Below are 19191 nucleotides of genomic sequence, written 5' to 3'. Positions count from 1 at the left end.
TATCTTCGTTTCCATAAAATGATATATAACCTATGCTGAAATTGAATTTAGTGTTGTCATTGGCTGTATCTCTTGCGACCTCAACCTCATTTGCACAAAAGCTTACTATCCGTGATGCTGTAGACCAAGGTCTTGCAAATTATGGAATTATTAAGGCAAAGGCGTATTATGTCCAGTCAGCACTACAGACCAACGAACAGGTAAAACGCGACTTCTGGCCTAATTTGACCGTTGCAGCCCAACAAGATTATGGAACCATCAACGGACAGAATGGCCCCTTGTATGGATTTGGAGGGCTTGGCGTCGCTTCTTCGGGCGCGGCACTTCCGGAGCAAAATTGGAATTCCGCTTTTGGAGCGCTTTACCTTGCCAACATCAATTGGGATATCTACACCTTTGGCCGTAAAAAAGAACGTATCGAATTGGCCAAAGCAGACAGCCGGCGATCAGAAATTGATCTCGAACAAGAACAATTCCAACATAAGATCAAGATTGCCGCCGCCTACCTAAATCTTCTGGCGAGCCAACGCCTTCAAAAAAATCAACAGAAAAACCTGGAGCGCGCATTGGTCTTCTTTAATATCGCGGCCACCAAAGCCAAGAATGGGATTTTGCCCGGTGTCGATTCAACCTTGGCCTCGGCAGAAGTATCCCGCGCGAAGATCAGCTTGAATCAGGCCGGAGAAAATGTGAAGGAGCAAAATAACAAATTAACGGTACTGATGGGGATCAACGCTACAGACCTTCAGATTGACACTGCACTGGTCACAAAAACACCCACCCAGCTACTGACGACCGACCCGACGTTGGTGGACAATAACCCTGTGCTTCAATATTACAAAAGTCGGATTGAAGTTGGTGAACAACAGCTGCGACTGTCAAACAAGGAATATCTGCCCACCTTATCGGCCTTCGGTGTTTTCCAGGCAAGAGGTTCTGGCTTCAAAAGCGATTACACGACAGACCTGCATGCCTTTACAAGAAACTACTGGGATGGTATCCGCCCCAATCGACAAAACTATCTTTTGGGCTTAGGGATTAATTGGAATCTAACCACAATCGCGCGTATCAACAAAAAAATCAGTGCACAACGACATACCAATGATGCTTTACGGGAGGAATATCAAACCACCGCAGCACAATTTGTTGCCCAGCTGGATGCAGCCGACGTTAAGATCAGATTAGCGCAACAGAGCGATATCGAAGCCCCGCGGCAAGTATCAGCGGCCCAACAGGCTTACAACCAAAAGATGGCTATGTACAAAAACGGTCTGGCAACACTTGTGGATGTCACCCAGACCCTATATACACTTAATCGAGCCGAAACAGATCGTGAAATCGTCCATATCAACCTCTGGCAATCACTTTTGCTGAAAGCTGCAGCAGCTGGAGATTTCGATATTTTCAACAAAGAACTATAAATAACACCGCATGAATTTAATCCGTTTTGCCTTACGTAAGCCGATCTCCATCCTTGTGCTGGTCATGGGACTTATTGTATTTGGAATAGGCGCAGTACGCACCATCAAGGTAGACATTTTACCCAAAATGAACCTTCCTGTTATTTATATTGCCCACCCCTTTGGAGGTTATTCTCCAGATCAGATGGAATCTTATTTTGCTAAAAACTACGTCAATATCCTGCTCTTTGCCAACGGCGTCAAATCCATTGAGACCAAAAACATTCAGGGGCTGACCTTAATGAAGATCTCCTACTACGAAGACACCAACATGGCGCAGGCTGCAGCCGAACTGAGTGCATTGGCCAATCGTATCCAGGCCTCCTTTCCCCCCGGATCACAACCACCCTTTATTATCCGGTTTGACGCCTCCTCACTTCCAGTAGGGCAGCTGGTACTCAGCAGTGACAAACGCTCCAACAACGAACTACAGGATCTTGCCAACGTCTATGTACGAGCTTCTTTTACCTCTATACCGGGATTACTTTCGCCCCCACCATTTGGAGGTAGTCCACGTACAATCGAAGTCAATGTCGATCCTGATCTGATGCGCAGTCACAATATGACTCCTGATCAGGTCGTCGAGGCTTTAAAACTCAACAACCAGACCGCGCCTGCCGGAAATGTCCGTATAAAAGATAAAAACTACATTACACCTACCAACAATACCATTCGTGATGTGAAGGATTTTGAGAAAATCCCACTCTTTAAAGGTGGTGTACAAAATCTCTATCTGGGTGATATAGCTACGGTGAAAGATGGTGCCGATGTCACGGCAGGTTATGCACTCGTCAATGGCAAACGATCGGTCTACGTCAGCATTGCCAAAGCCGGTGATGCCTCGACTTGGGAGGTCGTACAAAACCTGAAGGCCGCACTTCCAAAAATACAGAATACCCTGCCCGAGGATGTCAAATTATCCTATGAGTTTGACCAATCCGTCTATGTCATCAACTCCGTCAAAAGTTTGATTACCGAAGGCGCTATCGGAGCAATACTCACTGGCCTAATGGTCTTATTATTTTTGGGCGACCGTAGAGCAGCTTTAATCGTTATCCTAACAATCCCAATCTCTGTAATTTCGGGCGTACTCTTCCTGAAACTATTTGGACAGACGATCAATCTAATGTCACTGAGTGGATTGGCACTGGCAATCGGTATCCTCGTTGACGAGAGTACGGTTACGATAGAGAATATACACCAGCACCTCGATATGGGCAAACCCAAAGCATTGGCAATCTGGGATGCCTGTAAGGAAATTGCCCTGCCAAAGCTGTTGATTTTATTGTGTATCCTAGCCGTATTTGCGCCTGCATTTACAATGACAGGTATTCCGGGATCCCTATTCTTACCCTTAGCCCTATCCATTGGATTCTCCATGATCATCTCATTCCTGTTGTCACAAACATTTGTACCGATCATGGCCAACTGGCTGATGAAAGATCATCACAAAACCGGTCCACATAAAATAAATCCAAAAGGACTGAATGCAGATGAAGTAAAATTTGCCGAAACAGGCCTATCCGTCGAATCAGAACAAGATACGCTGAATCAGAAGAAACTTCTTGTCGAACGGGAAGATTTTAACAATGATGGCAAGATCAGCCTGTTTGAACGCTTCAGGAATCGATTTATGAAAATGATCGACCGACTGTTCAAGCAGAAGAAAATTATCACCATCGTCTATCTAGGCGGCGCCATAAGCCTGGTCCTCGTTTTGCTCAATACGATTGGACAGGACGTATTTCCAAAGGTCAATTCAAGTCAATTTCAGATGCGTCTGCGTGCGGTTGAAGGAACACGTATCGAACGTACCGAAGAAAAAGCCAAACGCGCATTGGCTGAACTTGAAAAACTTGTTGGAAAAGAACATATAGGGATCTCCTCCGTGTACATTGGCCAGCACCCGGGGCAGTTCTCCGTATCGCCGATCTATCTCTTTATGGCCGGACCTCATGAGGCAGTTTTTCAAATCGCCCTTAAAGATTACGAGCACGATATGGACAGCTTCCGCGATGAATACAGAAAACGGCTCAAGGCCGCCCTTCCAGATGTGCAAGTTTCCTTTGAACCCATCGAACTCACCGATAAAGTCCTGAGCCAAGGTTCACCGACTCCGATCGAGGTGCGAATTGCCGGCAAGAACAAAAAGAACAATGAGAAATATGCCGGTAAATTAATCGAAGAGCTGAAAGCTATTTCCTATTTCAGGGATGTACAGCTGGCGCAATCCATCAAATACCCGTCCTATGATATCAATATTGACCGGGTACGTGCCGCTCAGCTCGGTATTGACCTTGCTGAAGTGACCCGATCATTGATCGCGGCCACATCCTCCTCCCGTTATACAGAAAAAAATACCTGGATTGATGAAAAAGCAGGGTTGTCCTACAACGTGCAAGTACAGGTTCCCATTGATAAAATGAAAGATGAGCAAGAGATCGGTGAAATTCCATTGTTAAAAAACTCGTCAAGGCCGATACTGAGCGATATTGCAACCATTACGCCATCCTATACTTATGGTGAGAACGACAACTTAGGTGCCATGCCCTACATTTCTGTCACGGCTAATATCGATCATACCGATCTAAAAACCGCCTCCAATGATGTACAACGTAGTATCAAAGCGTTGGGCGAACTTCCACGCGGTCTTTCGGTGGAGCAAATCGGATTGGGAAAAGTATTAAATGAAACCATGGACAGCCTACAGGCAGGTCTGGCTGTAGCAATTATTGTGATATTTCTGATGCTCTCGGCCAACTTTCAGTCGTTCAAAGTATCCATGGTTGTTCTCACTACCGTGCCAGCAGTTGTCCTTGGGTCCTTGCTGATGCTCATATTGACCGGTTCAACGCTTAATCTGCAATCCTATATGGGTATTATTATGTCTGTGGGTGTATCCATCGCCAATGCGGTACTATTGATCACCAATGCCGAGCATATCCGCAAACACAATCAAAATGCACTGGCAGCAGCACGCGAAGCGGCTTCACTGCGTCTACGTCCTATTATTATGACCAGTCTGGCCATGATTGTCGGGATGTTGCCGATGGCTATCGGTCATGGTGAAGGCGGAGAACAGGTATCCCCATTGGGACGTGCCGTTATCGGAGGCTTACTCTTCTCTACTTTTGCAGTACTGGTGATTTTACCTTTAATATTTGCTTGGGCACAAGAGAAAAGCAGCACCCAATCGATCTCCTTAGATCCCGAAGACAAAGAAAGTAAACATTATATCGCAGCATTAAAACCTTTATCATGAAACACAATCTCCTAACAATATTATCCGCGGTAGGCCTGCTCGCCTACTTAACCGGATGTCAGTCCGCTGCCGAGGAAAACAGCAAAAAAGCAGCAGCGGTAACGGCAAGTCCAGCAATGGAAACATTCGCGCCGTCCAAACAGAAACTAACTAACAAAATGCAGATACCGGGCGAGATCAGCGGATTTCAGCAGGTGGAAATTTATGCCAAAGTGAGCAGCTATGTACGGGCATTAAAAGTTGACATTGGCAGTCGGGTTCAGGCCGGACAGCTGTTAGCTGTACTTGAGGCCCCAGAATTGAGTTCACAGTTGTCGGCTGCAAAATCAAGGTTAAAGTCGCAGGAAGCGATTTACATGGCCACCAAAAGTACCTACGATAGACTGTTCGAAACCAGTAAAGTCGAAGGTACTGTAGCCCGACTGGATCTTGAGGTTGCCGAAGCGAAAAAGAATGCTGATTTCGCCCAATTTCAGGCGGCAAAATCAGCCTATGCGGAGGTCCAGAATCTATTGAACTACCTCGAAATACGTGCCCCATTTGATGGTGTTATCGCGACACGTAATGTCAATCAGGGTGCCTATGTCGGACCAGCGGGCAGAGGTTCGGAGATGCCCATTATGACCATCCAGCAACAGAGCAAGCTCCGCTTGGCTGTTGCCGTTCCCGAACAATATGCCGGCTTCCTGGCAGCAGATCAACCGCTGCAGTTTACTGTAAAGTCCTTGCCGGGCCAACAGTTTTCAGGCAAGATCGCACGCAAGTCAGGCGCGCTGGATAGCCGATTCAGATCTGAACGGGTTGAAATCGACATTACCAATACCAACAACAAACTCCTCCCAGGTATGGTAGCTGAGGTCGAGTTGCCCCTGACTTCTCAGGATAGCACCTTTGTTGTCCCCAAAACAGCGGTTTTTACCTCAGGTGAAGGAAGTTTTGTCATCGCCGTTGTGGACAACAAAACAAGTCGTGTCCCCGTGCAAAAAGGACGTAGCATTGACGGACAGGTAGAAATCTTTGGCAACCTTAATCCGACCATGCGGCTAGTGAGTAAAGCCGATGAAGAAATCGCCGATGGTACCGCTGTTAAATAAAAGTAAGGAAGCTGTCCTAAAAATAAAAACGAAGCCCAGGCGCACTTAAGGGTGAAAAGAGGCTCTCGAGAATACAAGTAAATTAAAAGCCAATAGGCTGTCCAAAAATATCGGACATCCTATTGGCTTTTATTATTTTCACAGGACTATATGCCCATAAATTTAAAGGCGTTGGCAGATTTAAATAGTCCATTTGAGATGCCATTAATTGCTACGCCCTGTTTTAAATCCAGTTTCATTACAGGGGAGCCTTTCTTCAAATCAAATTTAGTAAGATCCACCCATAAAGTTCCCGGAGTCAGCACATTCTCAAAATAATAAACTTTATTCTTTTGATCCGCGACCGACCGCCATCGGGTAGAGGAAATATTAGGTTCAGTTTCCGAACTGATACCAAATGGGACAGAGCAATTACGAATGACACTAAATACACTCGCAACAGCGGTTCGTGTATCCTCCGTTTGCGGGATGGCATTGATATAATACGAAGCACGCACAAAACGATCTGCAGCGCGATTGGTACCCGGAAGCATCATTGTCCCCGGGATTCCCTGCCAATATCTGTTTAAAGCCAGCTGATCCTCAAATACGGGCGAATTTGTCATCACCGTATATGCTGCATTATGGTGAATAACCAATTTTCCATTGATATATTCAAAGATGGCATTGTCACCCGTTGCATCCGAAAGGGATAGGTGTACGGTCGTAAACTTTTCGGTTCCCGGAATATAGTCGCTCACAATGACAAAAGGCTCATCCTTCAACACCTTTACGGCCTCAGCTACCGTCGCAAAATTGTCAAGTACATATTGTGCCCAAGCGGAGATAGCTATCCCTTTTTTTGTTCCGGCGGGATCAAATTTAGGATAAGTAGACTCGACCAGCCAAAGTACATTGGCGACCAGTCCCTTTTCATTCAGTCCATCTACGGTCGCAATATCCCAGGCACTAGCAATCACACTACCATATTGTGATGTCCAGGTCAGCGATTGTGGTCCCACTTCACCACTTCTTTGCATACCCCGCGGAAATACCCAAATATTAGCAGCAATGTCATCCTTCCAGTCCATGCTACGCGCTGTAATAACCGTTTGACCGGGTCCTTTGTAAACCACCCTGGTGCAGGCCTTCGTCTCTCCATACAGGAGGACTACAATTAAGATAATTGAAAAAAGATACTTCATAAAATAGTTGTTTGACATATTAACAAATACTTAATGATTTTGTTTTAGACAAAACTATTAAACAAAAAAAACACCATTAAAAGCAAGTCTCTCAGACAGTTTAACATCTTATCCGCTGAAAGATCCCGTTTTCAAACCCCAGATCATTTTTTTTAGCTTGAGTCTTTTAGTTTTTAACCTTATTTTTTGCTATTTTCAAAATAGGTCGCTACAACGACAGTGAATCATTTAACTAAAAAATCAATTGTTAATATCCCCGTATTCGAGCGCATCTCCCAGCTGATAACCGTCCACGAGCCATTCAATCAAAAAGAAGTTTGTTTTATCGTCAAAGCAAATTATATTTACGGCACACTAAACCAATCAAATGAAAGAGAAATTTATTGACAGAAAAGACCAACAGGCAAATAAAATATTTGAAAGAAGAACATTAGCAAACGACTATCGGACCATTCTTCCACTGTTAAAACCCGGTTTAGCCATCCTCGATGTAGGCTGTGGCACAGGAACACTGACAAATGAAGCCGCATCACTAATCGCGGACGGCACAGTGATCGGTTTGGACAACACGCAGTCGTTTATTGATATCGGGAATCAACAGTACGGTGACAGCGCCAATCTTAGTCTGGTCTGTGATAATATTTTCAGTTATGAGCCACCACACCAGTTTGACCTGATTATGACTGCAAGAACAGTGCAATGGCTAAGTGATATTCCTGCGGCCTTACAACGGTTCAAATCCTGGTTGAAACCCGGAGGACAGCTTTCGATCCTGGATTATAACCATACCGCAATTGAATGGAATCCAGCACCACCGTCCAGTATGTTGGAGTTTTATCATACATTTCTGAAATGGCGTGCCGATGCAGGGATGAACAATCGTGTCGCAGATGAAATCGCCACTTTACTCCAACAACAGGGATTTAAAGCCATTGAGACAATCAACGCCGATCAGACCTATACCAAGGGCGACGATCATTTTCAGACAAATCTTGGAATCTGGATCAAAGTGGCCCAGTCACAACAAATGGTAATAGAAGGATATATTACAGATGAACTGCGTTTAAAAGCCATTGCAGATTACAGCAACTGGATCGAAACTGAAGCCCTATCAATGACACTCAAAATGAACGACGTAAGAGGAAAAGCATAGATTACAATTTTATTTGTAGCTTAGTATTATTGTCAATGTCCAATCAACACAATATTTTATGAACAATCAAGCACAGAATGTTATCGATTCACCCAGCAACAATACCGTTTTTATGGTATGGAATTTTCAGGAAAATAAAGAGCTGAAACCTGTTTTTGAACGGATCTGTGCCCTGGTCGTCAATCTGAATAATTCGGCTCAGGTACGTTCGACTGGTATAAAAGCAAGTATTGTCATGGGGATCAGTTATCATGCCTGGAAAAAATTAGGATTACAGGAGCCATTACCAAAAGAATTGGTTCCTTTTGAGCCCATCGTAGGTCAAAAACATGTCGCTGTTGCTACCCCGGGTGACCTCCATTTTCATATTCGCGCTGAAGAGCAAAGCTATTGTATTGACATGGCAGCTGAGATTTCCGATGTACTGGCAGCAGTGGCTGACTGCAAGGAAGAAATCCACGGCTTTCGTTATTGGGATGGAAGAAGCATTCTAGGTTTTGTCGACGGCACCGAAAACCCGACAGGTGAAGACCGTGCTTTCTTTGGTATTATTGGCGATGAAGATCAAGCCTATAAAGGTGGCAGCTATCTTTTTGTTCAAAAATACATTCACGACATGAACAGCTGGCGGGCCTTACCGGTTTCCGAACAGGAAAAAGTTATTGGGCGAAGTAAAACCAATGATATTGAAATGTCGGATGAGGTAAAACCGGCCAATTCGCATTCGGCCTTAGCCAATGTAGGCGATGATCTCAAAATCGTTAGGGATAATATGCCCTTTGGTCATATCGCCAATAATCAAATGGGCACCTATTTTATTGCTTATGCCAGCAGATTTACTACCGTGACACAAATGCTAAAACGAATGTTTATCGGTGAGCCTGAAGGTAACTATGACCGTATCCTAGACTTTAGTACAGCGCAGAGTGGCACATTATATTTCTGTCCATCTATCGATATGCTGAAAGATTTTGCCGGATAAGGCAATCATTATAAATTAAAGACTTCATTAATCTTAAAGACTTCACTAATACTACATATCATACAGCTATGCAGATTGACATTATCCAAGTAAACGATAGAAATATCGCTGAAGTAAAAGACGCTGATATCCTCATCAACAATCTCGATGATGGTTTACAAATTATGGTAGACTGTGGCGCACAGGAAGCATACAAAGCAATCTTATACCAAGAAAATATTTCGGCTGATTTTTTTGAACTTAAAACGAAGTTGGCGGGGGATATTCTTCAAAAATATACGCAGTACGATTTTGACGTCGCTATTGTTGGTGACTTTTCCATTTATAATAGCAAAAGTCTGAATGATTTTATTTACGAAAGTAATAAAGGCCGTAAGATCAACTTTGTTGCTACACGGGATGAAGCTATTACTAGACTATCAAAAGGTTAACGACGACGCTCGATCCATTCAAGGCCGTCTTTACCTTGCCTAATAATACGCACGTAACTTAAATGCAAAATCGTAATGCTTTCTAGGCATAAAAATGCCCAAAAAAGTTAGACAGTTTTTTGGGCATGCTAAAATAGCCGCTTATTTTTATGAAAGCTGCAACCAATCCTCGTAAGACATTACTCCCAACTCTGGCCTCCCCTCACCTTCCAATAGGGCAATAAATTCCAATTGATTTCCATCTGGATCGTTAAAATAAATAGCCAGTGCCGGCATCCAGGCAAATACCATTGGTTTTTCTACGCCATTTTTCAAAAAATTGTAAGGTTGCAAATCCCTCTCCTTGAGATAGTCTACTGCGTAGTTCAAGATATCTTCTTTACTGGCTCTAAAAGCAAAATGCCGCGGCTGAAAGTTTGCTTTCTCCTGCCATAGTCCCAACATATACTCCTTTCCTGTACCTACCCACAAAAAGACAATAGGTCGATTGGGATCACGGTGTGCAATCCGCAGACCAAGCACCTGCGTATAAAAATTGACCGACTCCTCCAGATTACGTACCTGGATATGCGTTTCATATAATCCTGCTATCTTCATTGTTTCAACTAGTTAAATGTGATCCGGTTTCCATACATCATTCCAAACCTTTGTTGGCATAAACGGATGTATTTATTCTCCACGACAATTTAAGTTAAATCCGCATCTATTAAACGACAAAATCATAAATAAGACAGAAAAATGATTATTTGGAGTCTAACTTTTGATTTAATAGAAAAACAACCTTATCTTGTGTAGAAGACACATAAGCCATGTACAACACACTAGAATTAAAAAAATATATAACTGAAGATTTTCCCCTTTTTAGAGAACTTACCAAAGACGATGAGATCATGAAATATATTTCAGGTAAGGGATTGACAGCTGAGCAGGCCGAGAAAAAATTCGCTTCTATTCTCGAAATCAATACAGATCCATTATTGGGTTATTTTAAGGTGATCGATTCCGAGAGTCAGTTATTTTTAGGCGACTGCAAATTGGTCAACTATAGAAAAGATCCAACCGTCTTTGAGATCGGTTATTTACTTAAAAAGGAATTTTGGCGTAGAGGTCTCGGTACCAAAATCTGCGAATCGCTACTGGCCATGGCCCAAAACATCGACGCCAATAAGGATGTGATCGGCATCATTTACCCAGATAATGCTGCCTCCAGACAATTACTGACAAAGTTTGGGTTTCAAAGCTACTTTGTTGGTATAGAAGATGAGATTGCTACAGAAAAGCTTATTTTAAAACGCACATAACCTATTTTATCCAACCGAAAGAATAAGGTCAATAGCACATTACAATCCCGCCTATGAAGTTTAGCATCAAGATCAATCCAAATACACACGACAGCCTACAAGACACTTTATCTTTCTTTGGAGTAGATTGCAATAGACCTTATTACATCTCATCGGGCAATCCCCTTTTCGAATACCCCAGAAATTCATTCCGCATTGATTTTTATGCTATTTGCATTTGTACGGCAGGAACGATTACGGTGGAAATTGATAATCAGGAATATACACTATCTCAGCATAGCTTACTTGTTTCGGCTCCTTCCACCGTCATCAAATTTACAGCGGTCAGTAAGGATTTCAGAATGAAACTACTTTTCTTCGACAAGTTGTTTCTACTTAAAAACATTGCCAACCCATTTTTCATCGAAAAACTGGGACTATTCAACAACGCGACATTCGCAATTATACCCGAGGCAGAAAATCTTACCGGAAAATTATTAAAGCTCCTTGAATATTTAAGCGAGGTGACCCTCAGGGCGACACGATTTACCCCCGACATTATTCGCACCATCATATTTAACCTGCTGCTAGAAATAGCCGATGTACTGGCTGTGGAGGACCAACAGGCATTGGAAACAATTCAGGAGGCCAATAGCCTCTACTTTAAGTTTACGGACCTGGTACAGCAACATTGCAGCCAGTCCAAAGATGTGAAATATTACGCCGATCGGTTATGTATTTCAAACAAATACCTGATTAGTATTGTTAAGAAGGCATCTGGAAAGACGCCACATGAAATCATAGACGAAAATTTGCTCAAAGAAGCGTACGCGCTACTCGGAAATCCGGAGAAGACCATTTCCGACATCGCCTACGCCATAGGCTTCAATTCAATCTCTGCATTTGGCCGTTTTTTCAAAAAGTACGCCATGTTATCGCCTTCTGAATATCGAAAAAGACAAAATATGTAAATAAAGGAAATTCGGTAGAACAATAGCGAATTTGAGGGCATAAATGATCGAAGGAGTATGGCTAACTTTACTCAAGAATTAAAAACAATAAGAATCATGAAAGAAATCACCTCAAAATTCGACAAAGTATTAAATGCATCTGCTGAATATGGAAATGTAAATCATGAACCGGATTCAAGCACCGAACAACAACGTAACACGCCTAAAAAGGCAATGCCTTTTTCAGATCAGATAGGAAATTACCAACGCAATAAAGGTATACCGAACAAATCCTACAAAGACAGTAAAATCTATATTGTCGGTAGCGGGATCGCAGGTCTGTCTGCAGCATACTATTTCATCCGTGATGGACATGTCCCTGCGGAAAATATCACCTTCCTGGAACAGTTACATATTGAAGGTGGATCCCTGGATGGTGCCGGTAATGCCAAGGATGGTTATGTCATCCGTGGTGGACGTGAAATGGACATGACTTATGAAAATCTATGGGATATGTTTCAGGATATTCCAGCATTGGAAATGCCAGCTCCTTACAGTGTACTTGACGAATATAGATTGATCAACGACAACGATTCCAACTATTCTAAAGCACGGCTTATCCATAATCTTGGTGAAATCAAAGATTTTAGCAAATTTGGGTTGGCCAAAAAAGATCAACTTGCAATTATCAAACTCCTGTTGAAAAAGAAAGAAGAATTGGATGACCTGACAATTGAAGATTATTTCAGCGAATCTTTCCTGAGCAGTAATTTCTGGACCTTTTGGCGTACTATGTTTGCTTTTGAAAACTGGCATAGCTTATTGGAATTGAAACTGTACATGCATCGCTTCCTTCATGCAATTGATGGATTAAACGATCTTTCTTCCCTTGTATTTCCTAAATACAATCAATACGATACCTTTGTCACCCCATTACGCAAAGTGTTACAAGACAAAGGTGTTAAGATCCAGTTTAATGTACTGGTCAAAGATCTTGACATACAAAGCAACACCGAGGGAAAAACCGTGGAAGGAATAATTACCGAACAAAGTGGTAAAGAAGTACGTATCCCACTGGGGCCAAATGACTTTGTGATTGTCACCACTGGATCAATGACCGAAGACACTTTCTATGGTGACAATACCAAAGCACCGATCATCGGTATTGACAATAGTACAAGTGGACAAAGTGCTGGTTGGAAACTCTGGAAAAACCTGGCCGCCAAATCCGATATCTTCGGTAAACCCGAAAAATTCTGCAGCAACATTGAAAAATCGGCCTGGGAATCTGCCACCCTGACCTGTAGACCCTCGGCTTTGATTGAAAAATTAAAAGGCTATTCGGTCAATGACCCTTACTCAGGGAAAACAGTCACCGGCGGTATTATTACAATTACAGATTCCAACTGGTTGATGAGCTTTACCTGTAACAGACAGCCACACTTCCCCGGCCAGCCCGATGATGTCCTTGTACTTTGGGTTTATGCCCTATTTATGGACAAACAAGGAAATTATATTAAAAAAACGATGCCCGAATGTACCGGAGATGAAATTTTGGCTGAACTATGTCACCATCTGGGAATCATTGATCAGTTGGATGACGTCACCAAAAATACGATTGTCCGCACGACTTTTATGCCTTATATCACATCGATGTTTATGCCCCGTGCTAAAGGCGATCGTCCAAGGGTAGTTCCAAATGGCTGTAAAAATCTAGGTCTCGTTGGACAGTTCGTCGAAACCAACAACGACGTGGTATTTACAATGGAAAGTTCGGTCAGAACTGCACGTATAGCTGTGTACGAGCTCTTGAATCTCAACAAGCAAGTGCCTGATATTAATCCTTTGCAATATGATATCCGTCATTTGTTGAAAGCCGCCAGGACGCTCAATGACGATAAGCCGTTCATAGGTGAAGGACTATTGCGTAAAATCCTGAAGGGGTCTTATTTTGAACATATTCTTCCCGGCGGAGAGGAAGACAGTGAAGATCATGAATCGTTTTTGGCCGAGCAATTCGGCAAATTCAAAGATTGGTTAAAAGGAATTAAGGGTTAATTTTGATCAAAACTACAAATCGCCTATATCTTTAGAAAAGATATAGGCGATTTTATTTTCTATCCACAGGCATACTAATTCGCGTATACTGCATTAAGCCAGCCAAAAACGGATTTGTTTTCGGCACTTGGCCCCATGGGATTAGGCAGTTTAAGTACAGCAAGCAACGCGTCAAATGCATCCGCAATCAAGAGGTCATCACGATTGCTAAATAAAGTAACAACAAGGTCTTTCTGCTGATCTAAATACACAATATTATGGAAACCCGTTGATTCTCCCGAATGGAAGAATAGCCTATTTCGCTCCAAAGGATAGATAAACCAGCCTAAATTGTAGGAAACACCATCTTTTACCGGAAGGCGCTCTGTTTCCAGAAAATCCTGTATAACAGCTTCGGGAAAACGCTTATGAAGCAAATAATTGGCCCATTGATGGTACTCCAAAGCCGATAGATAAACTCCGCCATCACCTTGAGTCGCACTGGTCACGCTCTGATCAGCAAACACAAAGGTATCCCCCTTAGGATGATAACCGAAAGCCCGATTGGGGATATTTGAATCAACAGTATAGACGATTCCATCGCGGATACCATTCGGCAGAAACAAATGCTTTTTTACAAATGCCGCAAAAGGCTCCTTTGCCACCTGCTCCACAATCAAAGCCAACAGGCAATAGCCTGTATTGCTGTACCTGAATTGACTCCCCGACGGAAAATAAACCGTATCGGTCTGCCGGATATAATCCAGCACATCTTTATCCGAAACCTGTGCTGTCCGATCACTTGGTATCAATGCCTCATAATCCATGATTCCTGAACGATGTTGAAGTAATTGAGCGACGGTAACACCCTGCAAAGCCAAGGGCAAATCGTCAAAGAAAAGTCCCAATTGATCCGTTGGTTTTAGCTTTCCCTGAGCAAATAAACTGCAAATTGCTTGCGCTGTCACCTGCTTACTGACGGAGGCCATCCGAAAATGGGTCTTTTCTGTGATCTTTTGTTTCGTTTTTAGATCCGCTATTCCGACTGCATATTGGTAAAGGACCTGTCCATGCTGACTAATCGCAACAGCTATCCCAGGCTCATTTCCATTGGGATAATAGCTGGAAAGTGTTTTATCCAATACAGATTTTTCAATCTTCTGCCCCATTGCAAAGTTAGTTACACATATAAAAAGTAAAATAAGTTTTAGGCTTCTGGCGCTATGGTGTTGCATGTCTATTGTTTTTATATCAAAAACATTGTTTTAACCGCCCTCAATTTACCCATTTTTTGGACAATACTCAAATCTCCATTGTTACGCCTATGCTTTTTTATCTTTTATGTTTTTTCGCGTTCAGGCTGGTTAAAAATCAACTAGATTGTACTGATGTTACATGGATGCAAGTTCGAAACAAGTTTAAACACAGGACATTTTTTGGTCTCTCACTAAAATTACAGCATTTTTTTTAGCTCCCTGTTGAGGCTTCTGACCGAAATACCGAGATAGGCCGCCATATCCTCTTTCTTTATCGTCATATCCTGCTGGGACTGGATCTCCAACAAGCGGTGTAAGCTGTGTTCCAGACTGTATAACTGCTGGTAAGATGCCCGGCTCGAGGTATGCACAATACGTTGTGCCATCACATCCAGTAACATATTGCTCCATGTGATATCTCTTTCCAATAGCTCCCTAAAATACGTTTTGGAAAATGCATAGACCATCACATCGGTCATGGCCTGTATACTACACAGACTGGGAATATGACGGATGCTTTCGATCTCCCCAACGATTTCCCCGACCGAAAGAAATTCAACGATATACTCCTTATCATTGGCCTCGGTAAAATAACACTTAGCTATCCCTTCACTGATAACCATAACCTTGGTGGATGCTGTTCCCTGATCATATAAGTTTTGCCCCTTGGTATACTTTCTGACCACGATATCCTCCTGACGCTGCTGCTGAGCGTAAAGTGTTATCGTACGATCCAAAAATGATTGATTTGTTCTTAACATAATGATCCGGGACAAATGTCCTTTTAATAATGATTTCCTTTTGAGAAATTAGCTTCATAAAATTACAAAAGTAGATTTAAAAACAGCATGATTTATTCAAGACGACTCTTCGATGTGAGTGGGTTAGATGAACTCTTGAATACTATGCCGCCAAAGGCAGCGTGAACCGAGCGCAGCGAGCTAACGAATACCTTAAAATACCAACTTAATGAGTAAACGAGCTCATGAAAATCATTGAAAATAATTGATGAACAACGAATGATACAAATGAAAAATAAGATTACAACCATCGCTTTTGATGCTGATGATACCCTCTGGGCCAATGAATCTTACTTCCAGGAAGCAGAAAGACAATTTTGCATGCTTTTGGAAAACTACCTTCCCCAACATACCGTCTCGCAGGAGCTCTTCGCTACCGAGATGCAGAATCTGCACCTATATGGTTATGGGATCAAAGGCTTTATGCTATGTATGATTGAGACTGCCAACCGGATCTCCGAAAATACAGTCCCTATTCAGGTTATCAATCAAATAATAGCGATCGGACATGAACTCTTGCAGAAACCCATCGAATTACTTCCCGGTGTAACCGAAACCCTGAAACACCTAAAGGGTAATTACAGACTGGTCGTAGCAACCAAGGGTGACCTCCTCGATCAGGAACGGAAATTAAAAAATTCGGGACTGGAAGACTATTTTCATCACATCGAAATCATGAGCGATAAAAAAGAAAAAGACTATCGTAAATTACTCAAGCATTTGGATTGCGCGCCTGATCGCTTTATGATGCTGGGCAATTCCCTCAAATCCGATATTCTACCTGTCCTCGAACTTGGTGGCTTTGCTGTTCATATCCCCTATCATGTGACATGGACGCATGAACAGCATGAGGTTAATTTAGAACATGAACGCTTTATTGCCCTCCAACAAATCGATGAGATCCTGATCCATTTGGGTTAAGGACATTTGAACAGCATAAGCCAGCACATTGCCTACAGGGTGCTAACTTATGCTGTTTGACGCTTAATAGGTTATCTGCTCGTCCACTTCATATTTCATACCCGGATAACCGAGTATACGCCGCATCAATGCCATCTGTCCACAGAGATAATCCTGCCTTCCGATGCACATCCCCACAAAGTTGAGCTTATTCTCCTCAACAAAGGGAATGTTCATATCAATTTTGAAAATCTCTGCCAGTTCTGCATCGTCTACTTCCAGCAGCCGCTGATAGACTTTGGGTGAAATGGCATAGAAACTATCTTTCAATTCTTTTATGGTCGGATATTTAAACTGTTCATCCAAGGTTTTACCCATAAAAAATAAGTCATGATAGGGATCTTCTTCCTGAAGTCCCAAGACGTATGCAATTCCATAACGTACATTAACAAAATTACCTGCCATCCACACAATATGGTTGCTCTGCCCATTGATGCGCTGACGTGCATGTTCCTCCGAAATCCCATCCAGCACATTGATAAAGCTCTGACTGTGCATCCGGTACGCAGGAATAACGATTTCTAGTTTTGCTGATTTTGGTTTATCCATTGCTCATTGATCTATAGGTGACGGGCACCTGGTTACACATCAAAGTTACCTGATATAGAGCACAGTACACTTGTCGTATGACAAGAATATGAACTTATCGAAAAGAGCAGACACTCAGCTGACCTATGATGAAGCACGCTACAATTGTACGGTCGCATTGATGGAATTACAACGTGCTGCAGCCATTTGGGATATTGATCAATTGTGACATCGTTATACTGGTGAAATCTGATTCTTTTTAAGCTTCTTATACATGCTTTTCAAGGAAGGGGAAAGCAGTATCAGCAGCAAGAGGCTGATACTGATTATGGACATCAATTCATAGTAGTCCATGCCATACCGGACGAAAGATTGTATGTTAACCCGCTCGCTGATGAGCTTCAATCCCGCGGCATGCTCTTTGTACCGCAACCCATGTTGCAGTATCCTCTGAGACTCCCGCTGTAGATAATCTTCAAATATCAGATTGCCTGATTGCAGCTGATCCCGAAAAACCTCCCAGTGCTGGGCATGTTCAAATAATTTAAAGAAATTCTGCAGACCGATACTACTGGTATAGCCCAGATAACGGACTGCCAAACAAGCTGCCGCCGCTGAAGCCCCCAAATGAGGACGTACACTGGCAATCACAAATAGGATTGTCGGCACCATAATCAGACCAACCCCCAGCCCATGCAATACCAAAGGCAACCAGAAGTGCTCCTCATTGCCCTCACTTTCAAATGAAAAAAACATGTATTGATGAAAGGCTAGCAAGCAACAGTAGCCAACAATCCATATCCATTTCACTGTACGTCGTTTTAATAGCCAGTAGAAGGATAGCATGACACCACATACAATCCCGAGGATATTAAACCATTGGATATAGGAGAGGTGAATGGGATCCAGACGGATGACCTGTAGAAAATACTGATTGGAGATCGCCAGCGAAAACCGTTCGATATACATCATATACAAGACTAAGATTCCGAACAGGAATTTCCGGTTTCCAAAGATGGACAGCTCGATATAAACACGTTTTATTGCTTTCTGCCGCAGAATAAACAGGCCCAGGCATAAAATCCCACCGATCAGTACGGTCAGCATGGAGGTATCCGAAAACCAATAAAGTTCCTGTCCGTAGACCATCAGATAACCGAAACTTATAACAATGAAACTGTAGAGGATAAAGCTGGCCCAATCCAATGAAAATAAAGGGTACGGTCGATTATGCCGGATGGGTTTCATTGTGACGATAATCAATAATAACCCAGGTACAAAAGATAAGGCAGCATACAGGTAAAGTTCATCAAAGTTGAATGAGTCAATAAATTCCGCTGTAACAAAGGTATTGAAAGGCGAGCTACAGAGCAGCATACCAAAAAATATGGCATAACTTCCCTCCTTTGCACGTTCCGTTTTCAGTCGGGAAAATATCATGGATATAGAGAGGTTGACAGCCGATGCGAACAGCATACCCTGAAAAAAGCGTAAGCCATATATCCAACTGATCTCGTTGATACGATACATCAGGTAACAATTGAGCAACTGCAGCAGGTTAAAAATTATATAGTACTGCTTGACCGGGAAATACTGAAAAAAGCGACGTTCCAGAACATAGAATCCGACAAATCCAGCGTAGAAAAGGATAATGAGGAATTGAACATCACTGGGCTGTGCACCGTAGAACCCCGCTGTAACATTGATATTGGCACCGGGCAGAAAAAACAAGACCATACTCGGCATCAACCCGCTGAATAATATCAGCTTAATCAACCATTCGGGTACCCAGCCTTTGAAGATCCCTTTCACTG

16 protein-coding genes are annotated in these 19191 nt (G+C 42.7%); 10 read left to right on the top strand and 6 right to left on the bottom strand.

All coding sequences use genetic code 11. From position 1 onward, the window contains the following. Positions 1–32: 32 nt before the first annotated feature. Genes ACK8HY_RS00650 through ACK8HY_RS00640 form a run of 3 tightly spaced genes read left to right on the top strand, consistent with a single transcriptional unit; the run spans position 33 to position 5816 of the window. Positions 33–1421 (top strand): TolC family protein, encoded by a 1389-nt coding sequence (locus ACK8HY_RS00650; RefSeq protein ID WP_416132369.1) that lies wholly within the window; start codon positions 33–35, stop codon positions 1419–1421. Positions 1422–1431: 10 nt separating this feature from the next. Further along, the gene (locus ACK8HY_RS00645; RefSeq protein WP_416132368.1) at positions 1432–4722 is read left to right on the top strand and encodes an efflux RND transporter permease subunit; all 3291 of its coding nucleotides are present in this window, start codon (positions 1432–1434) and stop codon (positions 4720–4722) included. Beyond that, complete coding sequence (locus ACK8HY_RS00640) at positions 4719–5816, top strand: efflux RND transporter periplasmic adaptor subunit (RefSeq protein ID WP_416132367.1); 1098 nt, start codon at positions 4719–4721, stop codon at positions 5814–5816. Before ACK8HY_RS00645 ends, ACK8HY_RS00640 begins: the two co-directional genes overlap by 4 nt. Before the next feature lie 146 nt (positions 5817–5962). Here the strand turns inward: ACK8HY_RS00640 and ACK8HY_RS00635 are convergent, their stop codons facing one another. Next, positions 5963–7000, bottom strand: coding sequence for a linear amide C-N hydrolase (locus ACK8HY_RS00635; RefSeq protein ID WP_416132366.1), 1038 nt, complete (start codon positions 6998–7000; stop codon positions 5963–5965). A gap of 367 nt (positions 7001–7367) precedes the next feature. Between ACK8HY_RS00635 and ACK8HY_RS00630 the strand changes: the two genes are divergently transcribed. The 3 genes from ACK8HY_RS00630 (at position 7368) to ACK8HY_RS00620 (ending at position 9566) form a co-directional block, all read left to right on the top strand. Beyond that, positions 7368–8153, top strand: coding sequence for a class I SAM-dependent methyltransferase (locus tag ACK8HY_RS00630; protein WP_416132365.1), 786 nt, complete (start codon positions 7368–7370; stop codon positions 8151–8153). A gap of 58 nt (positions 8154–8211) precedes the next feature. Continuing rightward, positions 8212–9135, top strand: a complete 924-nt coding sequence (locus ACK8HY_RS00625; protein ID WP_416132364.1) for a Dyp-type peroxidase — start codon at positions 8212–8214, stop codon at positions 9133–9135. Positions 9136–9203: 68 nt separating this feature from the next. Beyond that, positions 9204–9566, top strand: a complete 363-nt coding sequence (locus ACK8HY_RS00620; protein ID WP_416132363.1) for a DUF4180 domain-containing protein — start codon at positions 9204–9206, stop codon at positions 9564–9566. Positions 9567–9713: 147 nt separating this feature from the next. Here ACK8HY_RS00620 and ACK8HY_RS00615 read toward each other — a convergent pair whose 3' ends face one another. Next, positions 9714–10163 (bottom strand): VOC family protein, encoded by a 450-nt coding sequence (locus ACK8HY_RS00615; RefSeq protein ID WP_416132362.1) that lies wholly within the window; start codon positions 10161–10163, stop codon positions 9714–9716. Between the two features lie 212 nt (positions 10164–10375). Between ACK8HY_RS00615 and ACK8HY_RS00610 the strand changes: the two genes are divergently transcribed. From ACK8HY_RS00610 to ACK8HY_RS00600, 3 genes are all read left to right on the top strand, one after another. Beyond that, complete coding sequence (locus ACK8HY_RS00610; protein WP_416132361.1) at positions 10376–10867, top strand: GNAT family N-acetyltransferase; 492 nt, start codon at positions 10376–10378, stop codon at positions 10865–10867. Between the two features lie 53 nt (positions 10868–10920). Continuing rightward, entirely contained in the window at positions 10921–11817 is an 897-nt protein-coding gene (locus ACK8HY_RS00605) for a helix-turn-helix domain-containing protein (RefSeq protein WP_416132360.1), read from the top strand. 96 nt (positions 11818–11913) lie between these two features. After that, positions 11914–13854 (top strand): oleate hydratase, encoded by a 1941-nt coding sequence (locus tag ACK8HY_RS00600; RefSeq protein ID WP_416132359.1) that lies wholly within the window; start codon positions 11914–11916, stop codon positions 13852–13854. A gap of 74 nt (positions 13855–13928) precedes the next feature. Here ACK8HY_RS00600 and ACK8HY_RS00595 read toward each other — a convergent pair whose 3' ends face one another. Continuing rightward, positions 13929–15002 carry a serine hydrolase domain-containing protein gene (locus ACK8HY_RS00595; RefSeq protein ID WP_416132358.1) on the bottom strand — a complete coding sequence of 358 codons (1074 nt, stop codon included), beginning with the start codon at positions 15000–15002 and terminating at the stop codon, positions 13929–13931. Between the two features lie 284 nt (positions 15003–15286). Continuing rightward, entirely contained in the window at positions 15287–15850 is a 564-nt protein-coding gene (locus ACK8HY_RS00590; RefSeq protein ID WP_416132357.1) for a Crp/Fnr family transcriptional regulator, read from the bottom strand. 267 nt (positions 15851–16117) lie between these two features. On the opposite strand from ACK8HY_RS00590, the gene ACK8HY_RS00585 reads away from it, so the two are divergent. Next, positions 16118–16810, top strand: coding sequence for an HAD family hydrolase (locus ACK8HY_RS00585; RefSeq protein ID WP_416132356.1), 693 nt, complete (start codon positions 16118–16120; stop codon positions 16808–16810). 63 nt (positions 16811–16873) lie between these two features. Here ACK8HY_RS00585 and ACK8HY_RS00580 read toward each other — a convergent pair whose 3' ends face one another. Beyond that, positions 16874–17398: a hypothetical protein gene (locus ACK8HY_RS00580; protein WP_077436157.1), complete on the bottom strand. Its 525-nt coding sequence runs from the start codon at positions 17396–17398 to the stop codon at positions 16874–16876. 213 nt (positions 17399–17611) lie between these two features. Further along, a complete protein-coding gene (locus ACK8HY_RS00575) occupies positions 17612–19189 on the bottom strand; it encodes a hypothetical protein (RefSeq protein ID WP_416132355.1) in 1578 nt (525 codons plus the stop codon). Positions 19190–19191: the final 2 nt, after the last annotated feature.

Source organism: Sphingobacterium sp. NGMCC 1.201703 (assembly GCF_047784615.1).
Taxonomy (GTDB): domain Bacteria; phylum Bacteroidota; class Bacteroidia; order Sphingobacteriales; family Sphingobacteriaceae; genus Sphingobacterium.
This window is presented reverse-complemented; position numbering and strand designations above follow the sequence as displayed.